The 20,497-nt window shown below is 71.5% G+C and carries 20 protein-coding genes; 1 reads left to right on the top strand and 19 read right to left on the bottom strand.

Annotated elements, in window-relative coordinates; all coding sequences use genetic code 11:
- From carB to pyrR, 6 genes are all read right to left on the bottom strand, one after another.
- The coding region (gene carB / locus ACX9I7_RS10630) for a carbamoyl-phosphate synthase large subunit (RefSeq protein ID WP_459387142.1) at window positions 1–2,448 on the bottom strand (2,448 nt) is incomplete at its 3' end.
- Window positions 2,441–3,580: a glutamine-hydrolyzing carbamoyl-phosphate synthase small subunit gene (carA, locus tag ACX9I7_RS10625; RefSeq protein WP_387576341.1), complete on the bottom strand. Its 1,140-nt coding sequence runs from the start codon at window positions 3,578–3,580 to the stop codon at window positions 2,441–2,443. The genes carB and carA, both read right to left, overlap by 8 nt.
- Entirely contained in the window at window positions 3,577–4,149 is a 573-nt protein-coding gene (locus tag ACX9I7_RS10620) for a PH-like domain-containing protein (protein ID WP_459387141.1), read from the bottom strand. Before ACX9I7_RS10620 ends, carA begins: the two co-directional genes overlap by 4 nt.
- Window positions 4,146–5,432 carry a dihydroorotase gene (locus tag ACX9I7_RS10615; protein WP_387576345.1) on the bottom strand — a complete coding sequence of 429 codons (1,287 nt, stop codon included), beginning with the start codon at window positions 5,430–5,432 and terminating at the stop codon, window positions 4,146–4,148. Before ACX9I7_RS10615 ends, ACX9I7_RS10620 begins: the two co-directional genes overlap by 4 nt.
- Entirely contained in the window at window positions 5,432–6,418 is a 987-nt protein-coding gene (locus tag ACX9I7_RS10610; protein WP_387576347.1) for an aspartate carbamoyltransferase catalytic subunit, read from the bottom strand. The genes ACX9I7_RS10615 and ACX9I7_RS10610 overlap by 1 nt, the downstream gene beginning before the upstream one ends.
- Before the next feature lie 92 nt (window positions 6,419–6,510).
- Complete coding sequence (gene pyrR / locus ACX9I7_RS10605; RefSeq protein WP_126913314.1) at window positions 6,511–7,080, bottom strand: bifunctional pyr operon transcriptional regulator/uracil phosphoribosyltransferase PyrR; 570 nt, start codon at window positions 7,078–7,080, stop codon at window positions 6,511–6,513.
- A gap of 223 nt (window positions 7,081–7,303) precedes the next feature.
- Here pyrR and bldD point away from each other — a divergent pair, with 223 nt between their 5' ends.
- Entirely contained in the window at window positions 7,304–7,804 is a 501-nt protein-coding gene (gene bldD, locus ACX9I7_RS10600) for a transcriptional regulator BldD (RefSeq protein ID WP_004948690.1), read from the top strand.
- Window positions 7,805–7,881: 77 nt separating this feature from the next.
- Here the strand turns inward: bldD and nusB are convergent, their stop codons facing one another.
- The 13 genes from nusB to ACX9I7_RS10535 form a co-directional block, all read right to left on the bottom strand.
- A complete protein-coding gene (nusB, locus tag ACX9I7_RS10595) occupies window positions 7,882–8,316 on the bottom strand; it encodes a transcription antitermination factor NusB (protein ID WP_189453986.1) in 435 nt (144 codons plus the stop codon).
- 2 nt (window positions 8,317–8,318) lie between these two features.
- Window positions 8,319–8,885 carry an elongation factor P gene (gene efp / locus ACX9I7_RS10590; RefSeq protein ID WP_189453984.1) on the bottom strand — a complete coding sequence of 189 codons (567 nt, stop codon included), beginning with the start codon at window positions 8,883–8,885 and terminating at the stop codon, window positions 8,319–8,321.
- Window positions 8,886–8,935: 50 nt separating this feature from the next.
- A complete protein-coding gene (locus ACX9I7_RS10585; protein WP_387576351.1) occupies window positions 8,936–10,054 on the bottom strand; it encodes a M24 family metallopeptidase in 1,119 nt (372 codons plus the stop codon).
- A 69-nt stretch (window positions 10,055–10,123) separates the two neighbouring features.
- Window positions 10,124–10,852 (bottom strand): AAA family ATPase, encoded by a 729-nt coding sequence (locus ACX9I7_RS10580; protein ID WP_387576505.1) that lies wholly within the window; start codon window positions 10,850–10,852, stop codon window positions 10,124–10,126.
- A complete protein-coding gene (aroQ, locus tag ACX9I7_RS10575) occupies window positions 10,849–11,292 on the bottom strand; it encodes a type II 3-dehydroquinate dehydratase (protein WP_459387140.1) in 444 nt (147 codons plus the stop codon). Before aroQ ends, ACX9I7_RS10580 begins: the two co-directional genes overlap by 4 nt.
- Window positions 11,289–12,380 carry a 3-dehydroquinate synthase gene (aroB, locus tag ACX9I7_RS10570; RefSeq protein WP_459387139.1) on the bottom strand — a complete coding sequence of 364 codons (1,092 nt, stop codon included), beginning with the start codon at window positions 12,378–12,380 and terminating at the stop codon, window positions 11,289–11,291. The genes aroQ and aroB overlap by 4 nt, the downstream gene beginning before the upstream one ends.
- 7 nt (window positions 12,381–12,387) lie before the next feature.
- Window positions 12,388–12,924, bottom strand: coding sequence for a shikimate kinase (locus ACX9I7_RS10565; RefSeq protein WP_126913319.1), 537 nt, complete (start codon window positions 12,922–12,924; stop codon window positions 12,388–12,390).
- Window positions 12,921–14,105: a chorismate synthase gene (gene aroC, locus ACX9I7_RS10560; protein ID WP_189453977.1), complete on the bottom strand. Its 1,185-nt coding sequence runs from the start codon at window positions 14,103–14,105 to the stop codon at window positions 12,921–12,923. Before aroC ends, ACX9I7_RS10565 begins: the two co-directional genes overlap by 4 nt.
- 179 nt (window positions 14,106–14,284) lie before the next feature.
- Window positions 14,285–15,133 carry a shikimate dehydrogenase gene (locus ACX9I7_RS10555; RefSeq protein ID WP_459387138.1) on the bottom strand — a complete coding sequence of 283 codons (849 nt, stop codon included), beginning with the start codon at window positions 15,131–15,133 and terminating at the stop codon, window positions 14,285–14,287.
- Window positions 15,130–16,899: an endolytic transglycosylase MltG gene (mltG, locus tag ACX9I7_RS10550; protein ID WP_387576360.1), complete on the bottom strand. Its 1,770-nt coding sequence runs from the start codon at window positions 16,897–16,899 to the stop codon at window positions 15,130–15,132. The genes ACX9I7_RS10555 and mltG overlap by 4 nt, the downstream gene beginning before the upstream one ends.
- Before the next feature lie 124 nt (window positions 16,900–17,023).
- On the bottom strand, window positions 17,024–17,488 hold the full coding sequence (gene ruvX / locus ACX9I7_RS10545) for a Holliday junction resolvase RuvX (protein ID WP_387576362.1): 465 nt from the start codon (window positions 17,486–17,488) through the stop codon (window positions 17,024–17,026).
- 1 nt (window position 17,489) lies between these two features.
- Window positions 17,490–20,159, bottom strand: coding sequence for an alanine--tRNA ligase (alaS, locus tag ACX9I7_RS10540; protein WP_387576364.1), 2,670 nt, complete (start codon window positions 20,157–20,159; stop codon window positions 17,490–17,492).
- Entirely contained in the window at window positions 20,159–20,488 is a 330-nt protein-coding gene (locus tag ACX9I7_RS10535) for a hypothetical protein (protein WP_459387137.1), read from the bottom strand. Before ACX9I7_RS10535 ends, alaS begins: the two co-directional genes overlap by 1 nt.
- Window positions 20,489–20,497 lie beyond the last annotated feature (9 nt).

Genomic DNA, 20,497 nt, shown 5'->3' with positions numbered 1-20,497 from the left:
GGTGGAGGCCCGCAGCCGCTTGATGTCGTAGCCGCCGAGGGTGATCGGGGGCAGCGCGCAGGCGGAGTCGCCGGAGTGGATGCCGGCCTCCTCGATGTGCTCCATGACGCCGCCGAGGTAGAGCTCCTCGCCGTCGTAGAGCGCGTCGACGTCGATCTCGATGGCGTCGTCGAGGAAGCGGTCGATGAGCACCGGGTGCTCGGAGATCAGGCCCGCGTGCCGCTCCAGGTAGCCGGCGAGGGAGGGCTCGTCGTAGACGATCTCCATGCCGCGGCCGCCGAGGACGTAGGACGGGCGGACCATGACCGGGTAGCCGATGCCGGCGGCGATGCCCTTGGCCTCCTCGAAGGAGTAGGCGGTGCCGTACTTGGGCGCGGGCAGCCCGGCCTCGGTGAGGACGCGGCCGAAGGCGCCGCGCTCCTCGGCGAGGTCGATGGCCTCCGGGGAGGTGCCGACGATCGGCACGCCGTTGTCCTTGAGCGCCTGGGCGAGGCCCAGCGGGGTCTGGCCGCCGAGCTGGACGACGACGCCCGCGACGGGGCCGGCCTGCTGCTCGGCGTGGACGATCTCCAGGACGTCCTCCAGGGTGAGCGGCTCGAAGTAGAGCCGGTCGGAGGTGTCGTAGTCGGTGGAGACGGTCTCGGGGTTGCAGTTGACCATCACGGTCTCGTAGCCCGCGTCGCTGAGCGCGAAGGAGGCGTGGACGCAGGAGTAGTCGAACTCGATGCCCTGGCCGATGCGGTTCGGGCCGGAGCCCAGGATGATCACCGCGGGCTTCTCGCGGGGCGCGACCTCGGTCTCCTCGTCGTAGGACGAGTAGAAGTACGGGGTCTTCGCGGCGAACTCGGCGGCGCAGGTGTCGACGGTCTTGTAGACCGGGCGGACGCCCAGCGCGTGCCGGACCTCACGGACGACGTCCTCGCGCAGGCCCCGGATCGCGCCGATCTGGGCGTCGGAGAAGCCGTGGCGCTTGGCCTCGGCGAGCAGCTCCGGCTCCAGCTTGTCGGCGGCGGCCAGCTCGTCGGCGACCTCCTTGATCAGGAAGAGCTGGTCGACGAACCAGGGGTCGATCTTCGTCGCGTCGAAGACCTCCTCCGGCGTGGCGCCGGCGCGGATGGCGGCCATGACGGTGTTGATCCGGCCGTCGGTCGGGCGGACCGCCTTCTCCAGCAGCTCCGTCTTGTCGCCGGGGGCGGAGACGAAGTCGAACTGCGAGCCCTTCTTCTCCAGCGAGCGCAGGGCCTTCTGCAGCGCCTCGGTGAAGTTGCGGCCGATGGCCATGGCCTCGCCGACCGACTTCATGGTCGTGGTGAGGGTGGCGTCGGCGGCCGGGAACTTCTCGAACGCGAAACGGGGGGCCTTGACCACGACATAGTCGAGCGTGGGCTCGAAGGACGCCGGGGTCTTCTCGGTGATGTCGTTGGGGATCTCGTCCAGCGTGTAGCCCACGGCGAGCCGGGCGGCGATCTTCGCGATCGGGAAGCCGGTGGCCTTGGAGGCGAGCGCGGAGGAGCGCGAGACGCGGGGGTTCATCTCGATGACGATGACCCGGCCGTCCTCGGGGTTGACCGCGAACTGGATGTTGCAGCCGCCGGTGTCGACGCCGACCTCGCGGATGATCGCGATGCCGATGTCCCGGAGGGTCTGGTACTCGCGGTCGGTGAGCGTCATCGCCGGGGCGACGGTGATGGAGTCACCGGTGTGGACGCCCATGGGGTCGAAGTTCTCGATGGAGCAGACGACCACGACGTTGTCGTGCTTGTCGCGCATCAGCTCCAGCTCGTACTCCTTCCAGCCGAGGATGGACTCCTCCAGGAGCACCTCGGTGGTCGGGGAGAGCGTGAGGCCCTGGCCGGCGATGCGGCGCAGCTCCTCCTCGTCGTGGGCGAAGCCGGAGCCGGCGCCGCCCATGGTGAAGGAGGGGCGGACGACGACCGGGTAGCCGCCGAGCGTGTCGACGCCCGCGATGACCTCGTCCATGGTGTGGCAGATGACCGAGCGGGCGGACTCGCCGTGACCGATCTTGGCGTTGACGGCCTCGACGACGCCCTTGAACAGGTCGCGGTCCTCGCCCTTGTGGATGGCCTCGACGTTGGCGCCGATCAGCTCGACGCCGTACTTCTCCAGCACGCCGTTCTCGTGCATGGAGATGGCGGTGTTCAGCGCGGTCTGGCCGCCGAGGGTGGGCAGGAGGGCGTCGGGGCGCTCCTTGGCGATGATCTTCTCGACGAACTCCGGGGTGATCGGCTCGACGTAGGTGGCGTCGGCGATCTCCGGGTCGGTCATGATCGTGGCCGGGTTGGAGTTGACGAGGATGACCCGCAGGCCCTCGGACTTCAGGACGCGGCAGGCCTGGGTGCCGGAGTAGTCGAACTCCGCGGCCTGGCCGATGACGATCGGGCCGGAGCCGATGACCAGAACGGACTGGATGTCGGTGCGCTTAGGCACGCTGGCCCTCCATCAGGGTCACGAAGCGGTCGAACAGGTACGCGGCGTCGTGCGGGCCCGCTGCTGCTTCGGGGTGGTACTGGACGCTGAATGCCGGCTGGTCGAGGAGCTGGAGACCCTCGACCACGTTGTCGTTGAGACAGACGTGGGAGACCTCGACGCGGCCGTACGGCGTGTCGGTCGCGCCCTCGAGCGGGGCGTCGACGGCGAAGCCGTGGTTGTGGGCGGTGACCTCGACCTTGCCGGTCGTGCGGTCCTGGACGGGCTGGTTGATGCCCCGGTGGCCGTACTTCAGCTTGTAGGTGCCGAAGCCGAGCGCGCGGCCGAGGATCTGGTTGCCGAAGCAGATGCCGAACAGCGGGGTCTTCCGGGAGAGGACCTCACGCATCACGGAGACGGGGTGGTCGGCGGTGGACGGGTCGCCCGGGCCGTTGGAGAAGAACACGCCGTCCGGGTTGACCGCGAAGACGTCCTCGGCGGTGGCGGTGGCGGGCAGGACGTGCACCTCGATGCCCCGCTCGGCCATCCGGTGCGGGGTCATGCCCTTGATGCCCAGGTCGATCGCGGCGACGGTGAACTTCTTCTCGCCGATCGCGGGGACGACGTAGGTCTCCTTGGTGGCGACCTCGGCGGAGAGGTCGGCGCCCTTCATCTCGGGGGCCTGGCGCACCTCGGCGAGCATCGTGCCCTCGTCGGGCAGCGCGCTGCCGGAGAAGATGCCGACGCGCATCGCGCCGCGCTCGCGCAGGTGGCGGGTGAGCGCGCGGGTGTCGATGCCGCTGATGCCGACGACGCCCTGTGCGGCCAGCTCCTCGTCCAGGGAGCGGCGGGAGCGCCAGTTGGAGGGGATCCGGGCGGGGTCGCGGACGACGTAGCCGGCGACCCAGATCCGGCGGGACTCGGGGTCCTCGTCGTTGACGCCGGTGTTGCCGACGTGCGGGGCCGTCATCACGACGACCTGGCGGTGGTACGAGGGGTCGGTCAGGGTCTCCTGGTAGCCGGTCATGCCGGTGGAGAACACGGCCTCGCCGAAGGTCGTCCCGATCGCCCCGTAGGCGCGGCCGCGGAACGTACGACCGTCCTCCAGGACGAGTACGGCGGGGACCTTGCTTCCCCTGCTGGAGGTCGTCATCGTGCGCCTTCCGTAGTGCTGTTCATGGTGCTGATCGCCTCGACCCAGGCGGTGTGCTCCGCCGCCCGGTCCGCGCGAAAACCCGAGTCGATGGTCTTGTCGCCGTGCTGCCAGGTGATCACGAGCAGGCCCTCGGGGAGGACCTTGCCCGCGATGCCCGACTCCAGGCGGGCGCCGCGCAGGGCGGCGGCGGGGATGAAGAAGTCCCGGGCGCCGGGCCGTACGACGTCGACGCCCTGCTCCGTCAGGGTGAGCTCGGCCTTGCTGCGCGTGCCCAGGCCGTGGGCCACGATCCGGTCGAGCCACTGCCCGGAGGTGGTGGAGCCGTGGTAGCGGCCGGTCATCGTGAGCGTGGGCTCACCGGGCTCACCCGGCCCGTCGGGGGCGGTGGGCAGCTCGGGCAGGTCGCCCTGGAGGGTGCCGCGCCACTTCCAGCCCTCGCGCATCAGCCAGTAGAGCAGGGCGACGAAGAGCAGCAGCCCCACGACCCAGCCCGCGCGCGCGGCCCAGTGAGTGACGTCGGCCGACTTCTGCTCCGCCGCCAGAGTGATGATTCGTACAGGTGTCACGCGAGTTTCCCGTCCACGACCGTCGCCCGGCCCCGCAGGAAGGTGTGGGTGACGCGACCCGGCAGCTCACGGCCCTCGTAGGGGGTGTTGCGGCTGCGGGAGGCGAAGCCCGCGGGGTCCACGACACCACGGTAAGCGGAATCCACCAGCGTGAGGTTGGCGGGCTCACCCGCGGCGATGGGGCGGCCGTGACCGGCGAGGCTGCCGATCCGCGCGGGCTTGAAGGACATCCGCTCGGCGACCCCGGCCCAGTCCAGCAGCCCGGTCTCCACCATGGTGTGCTGGACGACCGACAGGGCGGTCTCCAGGCCCACCATGCCCATGGCGGCCGCGGCCCACTCGCAGTCCTTGTCCTCGTGGGGGTGCGGCGCGTGGTCGGTGGCGACGATGTCGATCGTCCCGTCGGCCAGGGCCTCGCGCAGCGCCATCACGTCGCGCTCGGTGCGCAGCGGCGGGTTGACCTTGTAGACCGGGTTGTACGAGCGGACCAGCTCGTCGGTGAGAAGCAGGTGGTGGGGGGTGACCTCGGCGGTGACGTCGATGCCGCGCGACTTGGCCCAGCGGACGATCTCCACGGAGCCGGCGGTGGACAGGTGGCAGATGTGCACCCGGGAGCCGACGTGCTCGGCGAGGAGGACGTCGCGGGCGATGACCGACTCCTCGGCGACGGCCGGCCAGCCGCCCAGGCCCAGCTCGGCGGAGACGACGCCCTCGTTCATCTGGGCGCCCTCGGTGAGCCGGGGCTCCTGGGCGTGCTGGGCGATGACGCCGCCGAAGGCCTTCACGTACTCCAGCGCGCGGCGCATGATCACGGCGTCGTCGACGCACTTGCCGTCGTCGGAGAAGACGGTGACGCCGGCGGCGGAGTCGTGCATGGCGCCGAGCTCGGAGAGCTGCTTGCCCGCGAGGCCCACGGTGACGGCACCGATGGGCTGGACGTCGCAGTAGCCGGACTCCTTGCCGAGGCGCCAGACCTGCTCGACGACGCCGGCGGTGTCGGCGACCGGGAAGGTGTTCGCCATGGCGAAGACGGCGGTGTAGCCGCCGCTCGCGGCGGCGCGGGTGCCGGTCAGGACGGTCTCGGAGTCCTCGCGGCCGGGCTCGCGCAGGTGGGTGTGGAGGTCGACCAGGCCGGGCAGCAGGACCTGGCCGTCGGCCTCGATCACCGTGGCGCCCTCGGCGCTCAGACCGCTTCCCACCTCGGCGATGGTCTCGCCGTCGATCAGGACGTCCTGCGGCTCGCCGCCCAGGACCTTCGCACCGCGGATCAGGATCTTGGACATTACTTGTTCTCCTCGGTGCGGGCGTTGTTCGTGGTGACGGCGGGCTCGGAGCCGCCCAGGAGCAGGTAGAGGACGGCCATCCGGGTGCTGACGCCGTTGGCGACCTGCTCGACGGCGGTGCAGCGGTCGGAGTCGGCGACCTCGGCGGTGATCTCCATGCCGCGGTTCATCGGGCCGGGGTGCATCACGATGGCGTGCTCGGGCATCTTCGCCATGCGGTCGCCGTCCAGGCCGTAGCGGCGCGAGTACTCGCGCTCGGTCGGGAAGAACGCGGCGTTCATGCGCTCGCGCTGCACCCGCAGCATCATCACGGCGTCGGACTTCGGCAGCACCGCGTCGAGGTCGTAGGAGACCTCGCAGGGCCAGCTGCCGACGCCGACGGGCACCAGCGTGGGCGGGGCGACCAGGGTGACCTCGGCGCCGAGCGTGTGCAGCAGCAGGACGTTGGAGCGGGCCACCCGGCTGTGGAGCACGTCGCCGACGATCGTGATCCGGCGGCCGGACAGGTCCTTGCCGAGGCCGGCGTCCCGGCCGACCAGGCGGCGGCGCATGGTGAAGGCGTCCAGCAGGGCCTGGGTGGGGTGCTCGTGGGTGCCGTCGCCGGCGTTGACGACGGCCCCGTCGATCCAGCCGGAGTTGGCCAGCCGGTAGGGGGCGCCGGAGGCGTGGTGGCGGATGACGACGGCGTCGGCGCCCATGGCCTCCAGGGTCAGCGCGGTGTCCTTGAGGGACTCGCCCTTGGAGACCGAGGAGCCCTTGGCGGAGAAGTTGATGACGTCCGCGGAGAGCCGCTTGGCGGCGGCCTCGAAGGAGATGCGGGTCCGCGTCGAGTCCTCGAAGAAGAGGTTGACGACGGTGCGGCCGCGCAGGGTGGGCAGCTTCTTGATCGGCCGGTCCGCGACCCGGGCCATCTCCTCGGCGGTGTCGAGGATCAGGACGGCGTCGTCGCGGGTGAGGTCGGCGGCCGAGATGAGGTGGCGCTTCATCCGGGGGTGCTCCGTGAGTGTGGAGGTGTGCGAAGGCGGTGGCCGGGCATGCGGCGGCGCACGGACCCGCCCCGCGGGTCCGTGGGGGCTCGCTACTGCGCGTCGGCCGGAGTGGTCGTGCCCGCGCCGAGGAGCACGCTGTCGCGCCCGTCCTCCTCGGTCAGGTGGACCTTGACCGTCTCCCGCAGCGACGTGGGGAGGTTCTTGCCGACGTAGTCGGCGCGGATCGGCAGCTCGCGGTGGCCGCGGTCGACGAGGACGGCGAGCTGGACGGCGCGGGGGCGCCCCAGGTCGTTCATCGCGTCGAGGGCGGCGCGGATGGTGCGGCCGGAGAAGAGCACGTCGTCGACGAGGATGACGAGCCTGCCGTCGATGCCCTCACCGGGGATCTCGGTACGGGCGAGCGCACGGGCCGGGCGGAGCCGCAGATCGTCGCGGTACATGGTGATGTCGAGGGAGCCGACCGGGGTCTTGCAGCCGGTGATGCTCTCGAGCTTGGCGGCCAGCCGGCGGGCGAGGAAGACACCGCGGGTGGGAATGCCGAGGAGTACGACGTCGTCGGCGCCCTTGGCGCGTTCGACGATCTCGTGCGCGATACGGGTGAGGACCCGTGCGATGTCCGGTGCTTCGAGCACGGGACGCGCGCTGGGAATTGCGTCCATACGAAACGGACCTCCTTCTCCGCCTCACGGGACGGACATTAAAGGACGTCGGATTTACAGGATTCACCGTACCAGGACCCACGACGAACTCCAGCCACAGCCACTGACGGCCCAGGGGGGTGCCCATTCGGCTTGACGAACCGAGATTACGCTGCGTAACCTCACAGTGAGTTACCAGTCGCGCGGTGCGGCCGCGCGATCGATACAGTGTCCGGGGAGCTTTATGTCCAGCGAATACGCCAAACAGCTCGGGGCCAAGCTCCGCGCCATCCGCACCCAGCAGGGCCTCTCCCTCCATGGTGTCGAGGAGAAGTCCCAGGGCCGCTGGAAGGCCGTTGTCGTGGGTTCTTACGAGCGCGGCGACCGTGCCGTGACCGTACAGCGCCTGGCCGAGCTGGCCGACTTCTACGGCGTGCCCGTGCAGGAGCTGCTGCCCGGCACGACGCCCGGCGGCGCGGCCGAGCCCCCGCCGAAGCTGGTCCTGGACCTGGAGCGCCTCGCCCACGTCCCGGCCGAGAAGGCGGGCCCGCTCCAGCGTTACGCGGCCACCATCCAGAGCCAGCGTGGTGACTACAACGGCAAGGTCCTCTCGATCCGCCAGGACGATCTGCGCACCCTTGCCGTGATCTACGACCAGTCGCCCTCGGTGCTCACCGAGCAGCTGATCAGCTGGGGCGTGCTCGACGCGGACGCCCGTCGCGCCGTTCAGCACGAGGACGCGTAACGTCCACCCTTCTTGACGACAAAACCGCCGTGGGGCGGGAAACCATCCGGTTTCCCGCCCCACGGCGGTTTTCTGTCTCAGTGGGCGTCGCGACGGAGACTCGGCTTGAGCTCCTTGAAACGACCGAGGAGACCATTGACGAACGCGGGCGAGTCGTCGGTGGAGAACTCCTTGGCGAGCTGCACCGCCTCGTCGATCGCCACGGCGTCCGGGGTCTCGTCCTCCCAGATCAGCTCGTACGCGCCGAGCCGCACGATGCCGCGGTCCGCGGCCGGCATGCGGTCCAGGTCCCAGTCGATCGCGTAGGTGGCGATCAGTTCGTCGATCCGGGCGGCGCGCTCGGCGTAGCCCTCGACCAGCTGGATCGTGTACGGGTTGACCGGCGGCTGCCTGTCGTCGGTCCGGGCATGCCGGATCCAGTCCGCGAGGACCGACTCCACGGACGAGCCGCGCTGGTCCGCCTCGAAGAGGATCTGGAAGGCGCGCTTACGGGCCTTGCTGCGGGCGGACACGGTTAGCTGTTCACCCGGCCGAGGTAATCGCCGGTGCGCGTGTCGACCTTGATCTTCTCGCCGGTCGAGACGAACAGCGGGACCTGGATCTCGTAGCCCGTCTCGAGCTTCGCCGGCTTGGTGCCACCGGTGGAGCGGTCACCCTGGACGCCCGGGTCGGTGTGCTCGATGGTCAGCTCGACGGCGGCCGGGAGCTCGACGTAGAGCACCTCGCCCTCGTGGGTGGCGACCGTGGCCTCGAAGCCCTCGATGAGGAAGTTCGCGGCGTCGCCGACGGCCTTCCGGTCGATCATCAGCTGGTCGTAGTCCTTCATGTCCATGAAGACGAAGTAGTCGCCGTCCATGTACGAGAACTGCATGTCGCGGCGGTCGACGGTGGCCGTGTCGACCTTCACGCCCGCGTTGAAGGTCTTGTCGACGACCTTGCCGGAGAGCACGTTCTTCAGCTTCGTACGGACGAAGGCGGGGCCCTTGCCGGGCTTGACGTGCTGGAACTCGACGACGGACCAGAGCTGGCCGCCTTCGAGCTTGAGCACCATGCCGTTCTTGAGGTCGTTCGTGGATGCCACGGTTGCGGTATCTCCTGGGCTGGTGGAACCAAGAAAGTGCGATGCGCCGGCTAGAGCGCGAGCAGCTCTTTGGTCGTAATGGTGAGTAGCTCGGGTCCGCCGTCCGCCTCGGGGCGGACGACGAGCGTGTCATCGATCCGGACGCCGCCCCGCCCCGGGAGGTGGACTCCCGGATCTACGGTGACCGGCACGCAAGCGTCCAGTTTACCCATTGCCGACGGTGCCAGCCGAGGGTCCTCGTCGTTTTCGAGCCCCACGCCATGGCCGATGCGGGGTCCGACCCGCTCGCCATGGCCCGCGGCCTCCAGCACGACCCGTGCCGCGCGGTCCACGTCACGGTACGCCGCACCCGGCGCGAGGGCCTCACGGCCCGCCCGCTGGGCGGCGAAGACCTGCTCGTACAGCTCGATCTGCCACTCCGCCGGAGAGGCCCCGATGACGAACGTACGGGCGATCTCGCTGCGGTACCCACGATAGTCCGCCCCCAGGCAGACGCTGAGGAAATCGCCCTCCTCCACCCGGCGGTCCGTCGGTACGTGCCCGGACCGCCCCGAGTGGGGGCCCGCGCCCACCGAGGTGGGAAAGGCCGCGCCGTCCGCGCCGTGGTCGATCAGCCGGCGCTCCAGCTCCAGCGCCAGATGGCGCTCGGTGCGGCCGACGAGTATCGACTCCAGCAGCTCGCCGAGGGCCTGGTCGGCGATCTCGGCGGCGATCCGCAGGGTCGAGATCTCCTCGTCGTCCTTGATCACCCGCTGTTGTTCCACGGCCGTCCCCAGATCGCCCAGCCGCAGCCGGGGGGCGACCGAGCGCACCGCGCGGTGCCGGGCCACGGTCAGATGGTGCTCCTCGACGGCCAGCGAGCGCACCCCGCGCTCCGCGGCCCGCTCGGCCGCCGCCACGGCCGGATCGCCCTCGGGCGTCGGCAGCACCAGGACGGCCAGCTCGTCCCCGGGGCGGCTGGCGCCCGTGGCGTCCACGAAGGGATCGCTCACACACACCAGCGCGTCGTCGCCGTCCTGACCGGGACCGAGGAGCAGCACCGCCCCGGGCGGCGCGCCGCCCGCCAGGTACCGCACATTGGCGTCGCCGCAGACCAGGGCGGCCTCACCACCGGCCGCCGCGCACCGCTCGCGCAGCCGGGCCCGGCGCGCCGCGTACACCTCGGACATGCCTCCGAGCGTACGTTCGGCGGCCGCTTCCGGCCTTTCCAGCGCCTCCGACCGGGGCAGCCCCGCGCCCTACCAGCCGGCCAGGGTGCGGGCGACGGCCTCGTCGATCAGCCGGGCCGTCGTGGCGACGTCCTGCTGCGAGTTGTCGATGATGGGCAGCCCCGAGCCGTACCAGCCGGCCATCCGGCCGTGGATCCGGGCGACCTCCTCGTCGCTGAGCCTGCGGTTGCCGGTGCGTTCGGCGTTGCGTTCGAGAACGACGTCGAGGCCCGGCAGCAGCACCACGGGCAGCAGCCCCGGCCCCACGTGCCGCTTCCAGCCGCCGAGGCCGACGACGGGCCGGTCGGGGAAGACGGCGTCGTCGAGGATGCAGGAGATGCCGTTGGCGAGGAAGTTCCGGGCGGCGAACCCGCAGGTGCGGCGGGCGAGGCGGTACTGCGCCTCGGAGTGGTCGTTCCACCCGGACTGCGGGTCCGCGAACCCGGAGCGCACCCACTCGCGGACGTCGTCGAGGCTGATGTGCGCGGTGGGCACCCGCCGGGTGTCGGCCCAGTACCGGGCCACGGTGGTCTTGCCGGCGCCGGCCGGGCCGATGAGGAGGACGGCGACGGCGACGGTGGTGGCGTCGGCCGGCGGCAGGGCCGGTATCGGCGGATGAGCGGGGGGCAGCGGTGGTCCCACGGGGTGCTGCATCCTGTGGCACGCTCCGATTTCGTGCGGTGTGGTGTATGGCGGGGTGGGGTGCGCCTGCGGCGGGCCGTGCCCCGGTCCGCCCGCAGGGCCAACGCCCCGGGTCAGGACCCGAGTTCCTCCGCCAGCGCCCGCAGCGCCAGCCGGTACGAACCGATCCCGAACCCGGCCACCGTACCGCTCGCCACCGCCGCGATCACCGACGTGTGACGGAACTCCTCCCGCGCGTACGGGTTGGAGATGTGCACCTCGATGAGCGGCGCCGTCCGCTGGGCCGCGGCGTCGCGCATCGCGTACGAGTAGTGGGTGAACGCGCCGGGGTTGATCACGACGGGCAGCCGCCCGTCGGCCGCCTCGTGCAGCCAGCGCACCAGCTCGCCCTCGTCGTTGGTCTCCCGGACCTCGACCTCGAAGCCCAGCTCCGCACCGAGCGTCGTGCACGCCTCGACCAGCCCCTTGTAGGACGTCGAGCCGTAGACGTCGGGCTCGCGGGAGCCCAGCCGGCCGAGGTTGGGCCCGTTCAGCACCAGGACATGGCGCGCGCTCACGCCGCGATCTCCGCGTGCGCGGCCAGCAGCATCGCCGGGTCCGGGCCCTCCAGGACCGTCGGCTTGGCCAGGCCGTCGAGGACGATGAACCGCAGCCGGTCGCCGCGCGTCTTCTTGTCGACCTTCATGGTCTCCAGCAGCTTGGGCCACTGGTCGCCGCGGTAGGTGACGGGCAGGCCGACGGCGGTGAGGATCGCGCGGTGGCGGTCGGCGGTGGCGTCGTCCAGGCGGCCGGCGATCCGGCCGAGCTCGGCGGCGAAGACCATGCCGACGGCGACGGCCGCGCCGTGCCGCCAGTTGTAGCGCTCGTTCTTCTCGATGGCGTGGGCGAGCGTGTGACCGTAGTTCAGGATCTCGCGCAGGCCCGACTCCTTGAGGTCGGAGGAGACCACCTCGGCCTTGACCTTGATGGCCCGCTCGATCAGCTCCGAGGTGTGCGGGCCCTGGGGCGTGCGGGCGCCCTCGGGGTCGGCCTCGATGAGGTCGAGGATCGCCGGGTCGGCGATGAAGCCGGCCTTGATGATCTCGGCGAGGCCACTGACGTAGTCGTGGACCGGCAGCGACTCCAGCGCGGCCAGGTCGCACAGGACGCCGGCCGGGGGGTGGAAGGCGCCGACGAGGTTCTTGCCCTCGGCGGTGTTGATGCCGGTCTTGCCGCCGACGGCCGCGTCGACCATGCCCAGGACGGTGGTGGGCACCGCGATCCAGCGCACGCCGCGCAGCCAGGTGGCGGCGACGAAGCCCGCCAGGTCGGTGGTGGCGCCGCCGCCCACGCCGACGATGACGTCGGTGCGGGTGAAGTTGGTCTGGCCGAGCGCCTTCCAGCAGTAGGCCGCGACCTCGACGGTCTTGGACTCCTCGGCGTTGGGCAACTGAATCGCTATGGCCTCGTAGCCCTGGGCCGCCAGGTCCTCGCGGATCGCCTCGCCGGTGGAGGCGAGCGCCTCGGGGTGGAGCACGGCGACCCGCTTGGCCCGGGTGCCGATGAGGCCGGGCAGCTCGCCCAGCAGCTGACGGCCGACCAGGACCTCGTACGGCGCGGTGCCCGCGCTGCCGGCGACCTGGATGCGGGTGGGGGCGTCGGTCATGCGTTCCTCACTGCGTGGTGTCCGGTGTGGGGGCCAGGGGCGGCCGCAGTGCCTCGAGCACGGCGTCGGCGACCTCGGCCGGGGTGCGGCCGCCGGTGGCGACCACGGCGCGGGCGACCTCGGTGTAGAGCGGGCGGCGCGCGTCCATCAGCTCGCGCCACCGCTTGCGGGGGTTGACGGCGAGCAGCGGACGCGGCGCGTCGAGGCCCACGCGCCGCACGGCGTCGGCGAGTTCGACGTCGAGGAAGACCACGGGCAGGCCCTTGAGGAGGGCCCGGGTGCCCGGGTCCATGACGGCGCCGCCGCCGAGGGCGAGCACCCCGGGGTGCTCGGCCACGGCGGTGCGGACGGCCTGCCGCTCCAGCTCGCGGAAGTGCGGCTCGCCCTCGTCGACGAAGATCTCCGGGATGGGTTTCCCGGCGGCCTTCTCGATGTCGGCGTCGGTGTCCCGGTAGCCGGTGCCCAGCCGCTCGGCGAGCAGGGCGCCGATGGTGGACTTGCCCGCGCCGGGCGGGCCCACCAGGACGATGACGGGGGTGGTCACTTGATGGCCAGGTTCTCGAGGTAGCCCTGGACGTTGCGACGGGTCTCGGCGACGCTGTCGCCGCCGAACTTCTCCACCACCGCGTCGGCGAGGACGAGCGCGACCATCGCCTCGGCGACGATGCCGGCTGCCGGGACGGCGCACACGTCCGAGCGCTGGTGGTGGGCCTGGGCGGCCTCGCCGGTGGTCACGTCGATCGTGCGCAGGGCGCGCGGGACGGTGGCGATGGGCTTCATGGCGGCGCGGACGCGCAGCAGCTCGCCGGTGGTCAGGCCGCCCTCGGTGCCGCCGGAGCGGCCGGTGACGCGGCGGATGCCGTCCTCGGTGGCGACGATCTCGTCGTGCGCCTTGGAGCCGGGCACGCGCGCCAGCTCGAAGCCGTCGCCGACCTCGACGCCCTTGATCGCCTGAATGCCCATCAGGGCGGCCGCGAGGCGGGCGTCCAGCCGGCGGTCCCAGTGGACGTGCGAGCCGAGGCCGACCGGGACGCCGTAGGCCAGGACCTCGACGACGCCGCCGAGGGTGTCGCCGTCCTTGTGGGCCTGGTCGATCTCGGCGACCATCGCCTTGCTCGCCTCCTCGTCGAGGCAGCGCACCGGGTCGGCGTCGAGCTTCTCGACGTCGCCGGGGGTGGGGTACACGCCGTACGGGGCCTTGGCCGCGGCCAGCTCCACGACGTGGGAGACGATCTCGATGCCGGCCGCCTCCTTGAGGAAGGAGCGGGCGACGGCGCCGAGGGCCACGCGGGCGGCGGTCTCACGGGCGGAGGCCCGCTCCAGGACCGGCCGGGCCTCGTCGAAGCCGTACTTCTGCATCCCGGCGAGGTCCGCGTGGCCGGGGCGGGGGCGGGTGAGCGGGGCGTTGCGGGCCAGCTCGGCCAGCTCGGCGGGGTCGACGGGGTCGGCCGCCATGACCTGCTCCCACTTGGGCCACTCGGTGTTGCCCACCATGACCGCGACCGGGGAGCCCATGGACAGCCCGTGCCGGACGCCACCGAGGAAGGTGATCTCGTCGCGCTCGAACTTCATCCGCGCGCCGCGTCCATAGCCGAGCCGCCGTCGCGCCAGGTGGTCCGCCACCATCTCCGTGGTGACCGGCACGCCGGCGGGAAGTCCCTCCAGCGTCGCCACGAGTGCGGGGCCGTGCGACTCCCCCGCCGTCAGCCAGCGCAACCTGCTCAACGGTGCTCCTCTGCTCGCGCGCTCGAATCTCGTGCCGCGCGGCGGCGCGGCGGCGGCCCGGGGAGCGCGACCCTGGCCCGCCACCCCAGATCCTCCCATGCCGGGCGGACATTCCCGGCCGCCGGTCCAGGGTGTGGACCGGCGGCGTCACGTGGTGGACGGCCGGGCCGACCGGTCCGTCAGCGCGTACGGGCGGCCAGGGCCGCCTCGCCGGCCGCGCGCATGGCCGCCAGGGGGGCCGGGGCGCGGCCCGTCATCAGCTCGACCTGGAGGACGGCCTGGTGGACCAGCAGGTCCAGGCCGCCGAGGACGGTGCCGCCCCGCCGGGCCCAGGCGGCGGCCAGCGGGGTCGGCCAGGGCTCGTAGAGCACGTCGAAGAGCGTGCCGGGGCGCTCGGGGACGGACCCGGCGAGATCGTCCGTGGCACCGGCGGGGGTGGTGGCGACGACCAGCGGCGCGGTGAGGGCCTCGGCCGCGCGCGACCAGTCGGCGGTGCGCACGGTCACGCCCAGCCGCTCGCCCCACTCGCGCATCTCCGCGGCGCGCTCGGCGCTGCGGACGTAGGCGGTGACCTCGCCGGTACAGATCCGGGCGAGGGCGGCGAGCGCCGAGGAGGCGGTGGCGCCGGCGCCGAGGATCGCGGCGGAGCCGACCGTCTCCACGCCCCGCTCGCGCAGGGCGGCGGCGATGCCGGGGATGTCGGTGTTGTCGCCGAGGCGGCGGCCGTCGTCGGTGAGGACGACGGTGTTGACCGCCTCCACGGACCGGGCGGTGGCGCTGACCTCGTCCAGCAGCGGGATCACCGCCCGCTTGAGGGGCATGGTGAGGGAGAGCCCGGCCCAGCCGGGGCCCAGCTCCGCGAGGAAGGCGGGCAGCGCGGCCTCGTCCACCTCGAAGCGGTCGTACGTCCACTCCCCCAGGCCCAGTTCCGCGTAGGCGGCCCGGTGGAGGACGGGCGAGAGCGAGTGGGCGATCGGCGAGCCGAGCACGGCGGCCCGCCGGCGCCCGGTCGCGGCGGGACCGGTCACTGCGCGGCCGCCTTCTTCGCCTTGTTCTCCTGCTCGTACTTCTGGCGGTTCTTGTTGTGCTCCGCGTTCGTCACCGCGAACAGGGTCTCGTTCTCGTTGATGGAGACGAAGTAGTACCAGGGGCCGTCCGCCGGCTGGAGCGCGGACTTCAGGGCCTCCAGGCCGGGGTTGCTGATCGGCCCGGGCGGCAGGCCCTTGATGTTGTAGGTGTTGTACGGGTCCTTGAACTTCCGCAGATCGCTGACCGCGCCGACGTCGAGGGTGCTCTGGCTCTTGGCGTAGTTCACCGTGGAGTCGAAGTCGAGGAGGCCGTAGGTCTCCTTGTTGTCCGGCTTGAGCCGGTTGTAGACCACGCGGGAGATCTTGTCGAAGTCGTGCTTGTACTTTCCCTCGACCTGGACGAGGCTCGCGACGGTGACGACCTCCATCGGGGACTTCAGCCCCAGCGCGGCGGCCTTGCCCGTCACGTCCTGCGCCTCGTAGTTCTGCTTGGCGCGGGCGACCATCTGGCGCAGGAGGTCCTCCGGCTTGGTGCCCTTGCCCGCGCTGTACTGCGACGGGAAGAGGAAGCCCTCCAGCGGGTCCTTGACGTCGGGGCCGCTGTTCGCCCACTCGGGCAGGCCCAGGTTCTTGGCCTGGCTCTTGGCGACGCCCTTGGTGGTGCCCGCCGCGAGCCCGAGCTTCTTGTCGATCGTGGAGTAGATCTCGGCGGCCCGCATGCCCTCGGCGAAGGTCAGGAAGTTCGCCGAGTTGGTCATCATCCCCACGGCCGCGGCGCCGGACATCTCCTTGTGGAGGGTGTACGTGCCGGGCTGGATGGACTTCTTCGCGGCGGCCGAGGTGAAGGCGCCGACGCTCTTGACGACCCCGGCCTTCTCCAGGACCTGGCCCATCTCGGTGAGGCTGGCGCCCTTGGGGATCTCGACCTGCACCTGACCGGTGCCCTCGCCCTCGTAGTCGGGCGCGGTGCCGTAGTGGGTCTCCCAGTAGTCGTAGGCGAAGTAGCCGGCGCCGCCCAGGCCGCCGACGAGCACCACGGCGACCAGCAGGCAGGCGGTGCCGCTGCGGCGCTTGGGCTTCTTCTCCCGGCCCTTGCCCTTGCCGCCCCTGCCCTTGCCACGCCGGTCGCGGCCCCGGGCGGGCTCGTCGCCGTCGTCGGAGTCGTCGTCGAGGAGGGCGGGGGCCCGGTCGTCGATGTCGTCGAAGAGGGAGATCTTCTCCTCGACGGGGTCGGCGGTGGCGGTCCGCGCCTGGGGCATCTGATGCGTACCGGTGTGCTGCTCCCCGGGGGGCTGCGGCATCTGGTGCTGGCCCGTGTGCTGGTTCACGGGCATCTGGTGGGCGCCCGTGTGCTGGTCCATGGGGACCTGGTGCTGCCCGGTGTGCTGGTCCATGGGCATCTGGTGGGCGCCCGTGTGCTGGTCCATCGGCACCTGATGCGTGCCCGTGTGCTGGTCGGGGTAGCCGTGGGCGCCCGTGTCGTACTCGTAGTAGCCCTGCTGGCCACCGTTCGGGTACGTGCCGGTCTGCTGTCCGCTCTGCTGCCCGGTGTACTGCTCACCGTGGCCGTTGGTGTCGTACGGGCCGGGGCCCCCCGCGTTCTGCGAGGGGTCCCAGCCGTAGTCCTGCCGGCCGTCGTAGGGGGGCTGCGACTGCTGGGCCTGATGGGGCTGCGTGTACTGCTGCCCGGTGTAACCCCGGTCCCCGTACAGAGGGTCCTCGGGATGCCACGGTTGGGAGCCGGAACCCCGGCCGTACTCAGTCATCTATCCCCTAGAGCCGCACAGCGGCAGCCAGTGCGCTCGGTGAAGCGCGGAAGTCCGACGTCTGGTCCTGCCCGGAAGACATTCGAACAGCTGCCATGTCGCGCGGAACGTTACCGTATTGCGATCAGATGACCACGTCGACGGCCTCGCCCGGCGGCCGCCCGGAGGTCTTCTCGATCTCCAGGGCGTTCTGCAGGATGATCACCGCGGCCGCCTGGTCCACCACGGAGCGGCCCTTCTTGGCGTTGACTCCGGAGGCGCGCAGGCCCTGGGCGGCCGTGACGGTCGTCATCCGCTCGTCGACCAGCCGCACCGGCACCGGGGCGACCCGCCGGGCCATCTCCTTGGCGAAGGTGCGCACCTTGGCCGCGGCCGGGCCCTCGCCCCCCTTGAGGGAGCGGGGCAGGCCGACGACGACCTCGATGGGCTCGTACTCCGCGACGATCGCCACCAGCCGCTTGTGCGCCTGGGGGATGTCCCGGCCGGGGACGGTCTCCACCGGAGTGGCGAGGATCCCGTCGGGGTCGCACGAGGCGACCCCGATCCGGGCGTCCCCGACGTCCACGGCGATGCGCCTGCCGCGTCGCACGTCAGGCCGCCTCGGCCACGAGGCGCTCGACGGCGGCCATGGCCTCGTCGAGGGCCTCGGGGTTCTGGCCGCCGCCCTGGGCGACGTCCGGCTTGCCGCCGCCACCGCCACCGAGGGTCTTCGCGGCCGTACGGACCAGGTCGCCGGCCTTCAGACCGCGCTCACGGGCGGCCTCGTTGGTGGCGATCACGGTCAGCGGGCGGCCGTTGGCGACGGTGAACAGGGCCACCACGGCGGCCCGGCCGCCCTGGACGCGGCCGCGGACGTCGAGGACCAGCTTGCGCAGGTCGTCGGCGCCGGTGCCGTCCGGCACCCGGCCGGTGACCAGGGCGATGCCGTGGACGTCCTTGGCGCCCTCGGCCAGGCCGGCGGCGGCCGCCAGGACCTTCTCGGCGCGGAAGCGCTCGATCTCCTTCTCGGCGTCCTTGAGCTTGGCGAGCATGCCGGAGATCTTCTCCGGGAGCTCCTCCGGGCGGCCCTTGACCAGCTCGGTGAGCTGGGCGACGACCGTGTGCTCCTTGGCCAGGAAGTTGTAGGCGTCGGCGCCCACGAGGGCCTCGACACGGCGCACACCGGAGCCGATCGAGGACTCGCCGAGGAGCTTCACCAGACCCAGCTGGGCGGTGTTGGCGACGTGCGTACCGCCGCACAGCTCCTTGGAGAAGTCGCCGATGGTCACGACGCGTACGCGCTCGCCGTACTTCTCGCCGAACTCGGCGATGGCGCCGGCCTTCTTGGCCTCCTCCAGGCTCATGACCTCCGCGTGGACGTCGAGCTCGGTGGAGAGGACCTCGTTGATGCGCTGCTCGACGTCGGTGAGGACCGAGCCGGGCACGGCGGTCGGCGAGCCGAAGTCGAAGCGGAAGCGGCCCGGGGAGTTCTCCGAGCCGGCCTGGGCGGCCGTCGGGCCCAGGGCGTCGCGCAGCGCCTGGTGGGTGAGGTGGGTGGCGCTGTGGGCGCGGGCGATGGCGCGGCGGCGCTTGACGTCGATGACGGCGTAGGCGGAGGCGCCCACGGTGACCTCGCCGACCTGGACGACGCCCTTGTGGACGTGGACGCCGGGGACCGGCTTCTGGACGTCGCGGACCTCGATCACGGCACCGGAGTGGAGCTTGATCCGGCCCTGGTCGGCGAGCTGGCCGCCGCCCTCGGCGTAGAAGGGGGTGCGGTCGAGGACGACCTCGACCTCGTCGCCCTCGGTGGCGGCGGGCGAGGAGACGCCGTCGACGAGCAGGCCGACGATGGTCGACTCGCCCTCGGTGGTGGTGTAGCCGGTGAAGTCGGTCTCGCCGGAGGTGTCGGCGACCTCGCGGTAGGCGGACAGGTCGGCGTGGCCGGTCTTCTTGGCCTTGGCGTCGGCCTTGGCGCGCTCCCGCTGCTCCTTCATCAGGCGGCGGAAGCCGTCCTCGTCCACGGAGAGGCCCTGTTCGGCGGCCATCTCCAGGGTGAGGTCGATGGGGAAGCCCCAGGTGTCGTGGAGCAGGAACGCCTTGTCGCCGGAGAGGACCGTGCCACCGGCGGCCTTGGTCTCGGTCACGGCGGTGTCGAGGATGTTGGTGCCGCCCTTGAGGGCCTTGAGGAAGGCGGCCTCTTCGGCGAGCGCGACGGTCTCGATGCGCGTGCGGTCGGCGAGCAGCTCGGGGTACTGCTGGCCCATCGTGCGGATGACGACGTCGAGGAGGTCGGCGACGACGGGGCCGGTGGCGCCCATCAGGCGCATGTTGCGGATGGCGCGGCGCATGATGCGGCGCAGGACGTAGCCGCGGCCCTCGTTGCCGGGGGTGACGCCATCACCGATGAGCATGGTGGACGTGCGCATGTGGTCGGCGACCACGCGCAGGGAGACGTCCGTGTCCTTCGCCGCGCCGTACCGGACGCCGGTGAGCTCGGTGGCCTTGTCGATCACGACGCGCAGGGTGTCGGTCTCGTACATGTTCTGCACGCCCTGGAGGATCATCGCCAGGCGCTCGAGACCGAGGCCGGTGTCGATGTTCTTGCTGGGCAGCTCGCCGAGGATCGGGAAGTCCTCCTTGCCCTCGCCGGCACCGCGCTCGTACTGCATGAAGACCAGGTTCCAGATCTCCACGTAGCGCTCGTCGTTGACGGCCGGGCCGCCCTCGACGCCGAACTCCGGGCCCCGGTCGTAGTTGATCTCGGAGCACGGGCCACAGGGGCCCGGGACGCCCATGGACCAGTAGTTCTCCTTCTTGCCCAGGCGCTGGATGCGCTGGGCCGGCACGCCGACGACGTCGCGCCAGATGCGCTCGGCCTCGTCGTCGTCGAGGTAGACGGTGATCCAGAGCTTCTCGGGCTCCAGGCCGTAGCCGCCGTCCGCCACGGGAGTCGTCAGCAACTCCCAGGCGTACTTGATGGCGCCTTCCTTGAAGTAGTCGCCGAAGGAGAAGTTGCCGCACATCTGGAAGAACGTGCCGTGGCGGGTGGTCTTGCCGACCTCTTCGATGTCCGGGGTGCGGACGCACTTCTGCACGCTCGTGGCGCGCGGGAAGGGCGGCTTGACCTCACCGAGGAAGTAGGGCTTGAAGGGGACCATGCCCGCGGGGACCAGCAGCAGCGTCGGGTCGTCCGCGATGAGCGACGCCGAGGGGACGACGGTGTGCCCGCGCTCCTCGAAGAAGCGCAGCCAGCGACGGCGGATTTCAGCCGACTCCATCAGTGGTCCTCTTTCCGGGTGAACGAGTTGTAGGGGTGGTGCTGCTCGAGAGCGACGAGGCGGCGCTGCTCGGGAAGGGCGCGGCGGTCGGGCTCCGGCGGGACGACGGCGAGGCCCAGGGCGTCCTTGAGGGCCGCCTCCCGGTGGGCCATGCCGTCGCGCACGTCGAGGGCGAAGAGCTTGACCTTGCGGCCGGCGATCACGGCCCGGTCGGCCGCCTGGAGCGCCAGGCTCTCCGGGGTGAGCTTGGCGAGCTTGCGGTTGACCTTGGTGGTGGCCCAGACACCGGCTGCTACACCGGTGGTGAACCAGAACGTGCGGCGGAACATTTCCGGGAC

It is taken from the genome of Streptomyces sp. L500 (assembly GCF_054551825.1).
The sequence above is the reverse complement of the archived record's forward strand: the minus strand, read 5'-3'. Positions and strand labels throughout refer to the sequence as shown.

Coding starts and splice junctions, on each gene's coding strand:
- carA (WP_387576341.1), bottom strand. CDS start 3,580: ATGACGACCTCCAGCAGGGGAAGCAAGGTCCCCGCCGTACTCGTCCTG.
- ACX9I7_RS10615 (WP_387576345.1), bottom strand. CDS start 5,432: ATGTCCAAGATCCTGATCCGCGGTGCGAAGGTCCTGGGCGGCGAGCCG.
- ACX9I7_RS10610 (WP_387576347.1), bottom strand. CDS start 6,418: ATGAAGCGCCACCTCATCTCGGCCGCCGACCTCACCCGCGACGACGCC.
- pyrR (WP_126913314.1), bottom strand. CDS start 7,080: ATGGACGCAATTCCCAGCGCGCGTCCCGTGCTCGAAGCACCGGACATC.
- bldD (WP_004948690.1), top strand. CDS start 7,304: ATGTCCAGCGAATACGCCAAACAGCTCGGGGCCAAGCTCCGCGCCATC.
- ACX9I7_RS10585 (WP_387576351.1), bottom strand. CDS start 10,054: ATGTCCGAGGTGTACGCGGCGCGCCGGGCCCGGCTGCGCGAGCGGTGC.
- aroB (WP_459387139.1), bottom strand. CDS start 12,380: ATGACCGACGCCCCCACCCGCATCCAGGTCGCCGGCAGCGCGGGCACC.
- mltG (WP_387576360.1), bottom strand. CDS start 16,899: ATGACTGAGTACGGCCGGGGTTCCGGCTCCCAACCGTGGCATCCCGAG.
- alaS (WP_387576364.1), bottom strand. CDS start 20,159: ATGGAGTCGGCTGAAATCCGCCGTCGCTGGCTGCGCTTCTTCGAGGAG.
- ACX9I7_RS10535 (WP_459387137.1), bottom strand. CDS start 20,488: ATGTTCCGCCGCACGTTCTGGTTCACCACCGGTGTAGCAGCCGGTGTC.